We start from the raw sequence: 3,930 nt of genomic DNA on the forward strand, positions 1-3,930 counted from the left end.
GGCGGGGGTCTGAGGGACGCAGAGGGGCCGGTTCGCGTCCACTCGCCCCGACCCCTGCTGATCGAGTAGGCCGCGGAGCGGCCGTATCGAGATCCGCACGACCTGGGCACGGGGTCTCGATACGCGGCCTGCGGCCGCTACTCGACCAGCAAGGAGGGACGGCGTCCCCCTGCTCGACCAGCAAGAAGGGGCCTGCGGCCGCTACTCGACCAGCAGGGAGGACCCCTGGCCGCTAGTCGACCAGCAAAGAGCGACGGCGGCCACTGCACCACCGGCGAGGAGGGACGGCGGCCGCTACTCGACCAGCAAGGGGAGGCGGCAGGCCCGCTACGCGGCCGAGCGCAGCAGGCGCACCGCGATGTACTCGCGGCCCGGCAGGTCGATGCGGAAGCGGCCGGAATACGTGCCCGGCAGCCGCTCCACCGTCATGCCCCACGTGTCGATCACGTCGACGGTGTACGAGACGTCCGGCTCGAGCAGGAAGCGGCGGTAGGTCGGGCGGTCGAAGCCGAAGTAATACAGGTAGTACTCGCCCTCGACGCCCGCGCGCGGCACGTCCCAGTCGAGCGGGATCGGCTCGAGGCCGTCCGCCGGTCCCTCCTCGAGGATGCGGTCCAGGAACGCGATCCGCGCGGGGCTCGTGCCGCGCAGCTCCCCGCCCTTCGCCCACCAGAGCACGTCGTCGGGGTGCACGTACGTCTCGCCGTGGCCCACGTAGCCGCCGCGCAGCGCTCCCTCCCAGAAGCGCCGCACCAGCTCCTCGCCCGTGATGTTGCCCCAGCCCTGGTCGATGTCGCCCTCGTACGCGCACTCGTCGATCACCACCGGCTTGCCCCAGCGGCGCCACTCCGTCGTCATCTCGGCGGTCTTGTAGACGTCCTGGCGCTGGATGCTCGCGTGCGTGATCCAGGGCCGCGAGTAGTCGTAGAAGTCGCGGCAGTTGTGGATCGACAGGAGGTGCCGCGAGGGGTCGTCGGCCGTGACGATCCGCGCGAGGCGCTCCCAGTCCTCCTCCGTCTTCTCGAAGAGGAGGTCGTACTCGTTGGCGAGCGACCACCACACGTTCGCGAAGGACGCGAGCCGCGCCACCGCGTACCGCACGTAGCGGTCGTCGGCGACGGCGTCCATGGTCGAGAAGCCCCACCGGTCGTAGGCGTGGAAGAGGATGAGGTCGGCTTCGATGCCGAGCTCCCCCAGCTGCTCGACGCGCCGCTCCAGGTGCGCCCAGAACTCCGGAGACGGCCGCTGCCAGTCGAAGCCCTGCTCCGGCGAGCCCTCGAACGGGTAGCGCTCGGGCTCGTTCTCGTTGAAGAGGTACGACTTGGGGAACACGCACATGCGGATCTTCGTGAAGGGCGCCTCGGCGAGGGTCGCGAGCGTGCGCTCCTCGAGCTCGTCCCCCTGGTGCGTCCATGCGTAGGCGGTGGTGCCGATCGGCCTGTGGCGGGTGCCGTCGGCGTGCGCGAAGTGGAAGGACCCCGCGACGCGCACCGGTCCGTGCCGGCCGTCCCGAGCAGCGGTCACCGACACCGAGCCGGTGACGCCGTCGAGCGAGCGGGCGCTGCTGGAGGTGGTCCAGGCGTACTCCCCCGCCGCCTCCGGCATCCAGCGCACGCGGTACACGCCGCCGCCGTCGTAGAACCCCGGCACCCGCACCGAGCCGTCGGGGCCGTCGATCATCGCCGACAGCTCCACATCGACGAACGGGTTGCCGTGGGACGGGCCGCGCAGCTCGAGCTCGAAGCGCTCGAAGACCGGCACCGACGTCGGCGCGAGCACCGCGGCCGACCCGAGCGGGATCTCCTCCCCCTCGTAGGACGCGGAGGGCGGGACGAAGAGCTCCTGCTCGCGCAGCGGAGCGGGCTCCTCGGTGGGGATCGCCGCGATCTCGGCGAGGAGGGCCTCGCGGGCAGCCTCGCCGAGCGACTCCTCCGTGTCGACGACGAGGCCGATCGGATAGCTGTGCAGGGTGTGCAGGATCGACGAGCGCACCAGGCCCGGGAGGTGGTGCTCGACGACGGCATGCCCGCGCGGGTCGTGCAGGACCTCGTACAGGCGCGTGGCCCGCGAGAAGCGCTCGGTGGTGGTGGCGTGCGGCACGGTCAGCCCTTCACGGCGCCGGCGAAGGCGCCCTCGACGAAGTAGCGCTGGAACATCAGGTAGACGATCAGCACGGGGAACACGGACATGATGGTGAAGGCGTTCAGCGGCCCGTAGGAGCTGGTGAACTGCGACTGGAAGCCCTGCAGCGCGAGCGGGATCGTCCACGAGTCCTGGCTCTGCAGCAGCGCCAGAGCGATGGAGTACTCGTTCCAGGTCGAGACGAAGTCGAGGATGAACAGCGCGGCCAGTGCGGGACGGGCCAGCGGCAGGATGATCGTCAGGAACAGCCGCCAGTTGCCGGCTCCGTCGATCCGCGCGCTCTCGTCGATCTCCTCCGGGATCTGACGGAAGAAGCCGTACAGGATGAAGGTCTGGTACGGCAGCCCGAACGCGATGTACGGCAGGATGATGCCGACGTTGCTGCTGAGCAGTCCCAGGCCGTTGATGACCTGGAAGAGCGGGGCGATGGCGACCTGGATCGGCACCATGGCGCCGAGGGCGATGATCCCCATCAGCAGGCGCTGGCGGCGGAACCGCATGCGGGCCAGGGCGAAGGCGGCGGCCGCCGAGATGAACAGGCCCACCGGCACCTTGATCAGGGCGATGATCAGGCTGTTCCCGCCGGCGGTCAGCAGGTTGCCGCGGTCCAGCGCCTCGACGTAGTTGCCGAAGTCCGGCGACCACGGCGGGACGAACGCCGGGGTGCTGAAGATGTCGGCCTCGCTCTTGAGCGAGGTGAACACCATGAAGATCAGCGGCACGGCCCAGATCAGGACCGCGAAGACGAGGCCGATCCAGAGACCGGCGCGGACGAAGTCGCGACCGCCGACGGGGCGCCGCTCGCGCTTGGACGGCGAGACGAGGCCGGCGGCGCTTGTCGGGATGCTCGTGACGCTCATGCGTTCTTCTCCTGACGTGCCGTCCAGACCATGTACGGGACGACGATGACGAGGGTGATCACGAGCAGGACCGTGGCGATCGCGTTGCCCTGCCCGTACTCGTGGTTGTTGAAGGACTGCTGGAACGACCACAGCGCGAGCACCTGCGTCTGCTGCGCGGGGCCGCCTCCGGTCATGCCGACGATCAGGTCGAAGACCTTGATCGAGTTGATGATCGTGAGGACCACGACGATGACCGTCGTGGGCCGCAGCGCCGGCAGCGTCACGTTGCGGAACACCTGCCACGCGTTGGCGCCGTCGAGCCGGGCGGCCTCGACGTGGTCGGGCGAGACGCTCTGCAGGCCGGCGAGGAAGAGCACCATGTTCGTGCCCGCGATCTGCCAGACGAACGCCGCGAAGATCGAGTAGAGCGCCAGGTTCTTGTCGCCCAGCCACTGCACCTCGGCGAGCCAGGGCAGGTCGAACAGCTGCGCGAGGTTCACCCCGACGCCGTAGTTCGGGTTGTACATCCAGCGCCACATGTTGGCGATGGCGATCGGAGCGAGGACGCCCGGGATGTAGAAGAGCGAGCGGAAGGCGTTGCGCCCGAAGAGCGGCCGGTTGAGCGCCAGGGCCATCACGAGGCCGAGGCCCACCGGGATGAGCAGCGACAGCACGACCCAGATGAGGGTGTTCGAGAAGGCGGTCCAGAAGACGGGGTCCTGGGTGAAGATGCGGACGTAGTTCTGGACGCCCACGAAGACCTGCGGGGCGCCCTGGAAGCCGGTCCACTCGAAGAAGCTGAGCCGCACCGACTCGAGCGAGGGGCCGACCACGAAGACGAGGTAGGCGGCGAGCGCCGGAGCCAGGAACGGCAGGGCGGCGAGGAAGCCGGTGCCGCCGAGGCGGGCGAGGGTCCGACGTCGCGTCGGGCGGGGCGGCTCGGACC

The 3,930-nt window shown here is 69.7% G+C and carries 3 protein-coding genes; all 3 read right to left on the bottom strand.

From position 1 onward, the window contains the following. Nucleotides 1–327: 327 nt before the first annotated feature. Nucleotides 328–2,100 carry a DUF5605 domain-containing protein gene (locus tag NB037_RS18845; protein ID WP_251948488.1) on the bottom strand — a complete coding sequence of 591 codons (1,773 nt, stop codon included), beginning with the start codon at nt 2,098–2,100 and terminating at the stop codon, nt 328–330. Nucleotides 2,101–2,102: 2 nt separating this feature from the next. Beyond that, entirely contained in the window at nt 2,103–3,002 is a 900-nt protein-coding gene (locus tag NB037_RS18850) for a carbohydrate ABC transporter permease (protein WP_251948490.1), read from the bottom strand. Then, the coding region (locus tag NB037_RS18855; RefSeq protein WP_251948492.1) for a carbohydrate ABC transporter permease at nt 2,999–3,930 on the bottom strand (932 nt) is incomplete at its 5' end. The genes NB037_RS18855 and NB037_RS18850, both read right to left, overlap by 4 nt.

The organism is Rathayibacter rubneri, from assembly GCF_023743255.1.
Lineage (GTDB): Bacteria > Actinomycetota > Actinomycetes > Actinomycetales > Microbacteriaceae > Rathayibacter > Rathayibacter rubneri.